The organism is Polaromonas sp. P1_G2 (assembly GCF_056405515.1).
Genome location: NZ_JBFUBY010000653.1, coordinates 1 through 658 on the forward strand (window position 1 = coordinate 1; position 658 = coordinate 658).

1 protein-coding gene is annotated in these 658 nt (G+C 64.4%); it reads right to left on the minus strand.

The window, feature by feature from the left end:
• Window positions 1–658, minus strand: a 658-nt coding sequence (locus AC1D0P_RS26750; protein WP_477679497.1) for a DUF4175 family protein, incomplete at both ends; no start/stop codon positions are given.

Genomic DNA, 658 nt, shown 5'->3' on the forward strand with positions numbered 1-658 from the left:
GGCATATTCGGTATTGCCCACCGAAATCTTGCCGTCACGGACAAGCTTCAGCTTATAGCTGGCGCTGGTCGCGGGCGTTGCGGTTTCGGCGGCATCGGCCTTCGCCGTCTTGTCGGCCTTTTCCGGCTGTAGCACGACGGCCTTGTCGCTGTCGGGCAAAGTGAAAGTCACCGCATCGCCGGCCCCGTCGCCGCTGATCCGCACCGTCAGTTCGGAAAATTGCGGCACCCGGATCAGCTCGTCGGGCGCCCTGACCTGGGAACCCGAAAGATAGATCGGCGCGACGCTGGTATAGGCGGGTGGAGTCACCCAGGCATCCACGCGCGTGTTCGCCGCGGCCACCTTTGGTCCGGAATAATCGAAGGCATCGGCAACCCGACCGCCATAGTTCGACCAGGAGAAACTCCAGCCGACGACCAGGAGCAGCACCACGGCGGCGCGGAGCGCATAGGGATCGTGGCGGGCGATGTCAGGCGATGGCGGACCGCTGTCGATCGCCTTGATCCGCTCGGCCATGCGCGCCTGGTGTGCCTTCCACAGGGCTTGCGCATAGGGGTCGTCGCCGGCAGGCATTTCCGTCTGGACACTGATTGCCTGATGTTGAAGCCCGCTTCTCTCCTCCAGCCGGCGATCGACCGCCGAACGGGCAGGCCATTGA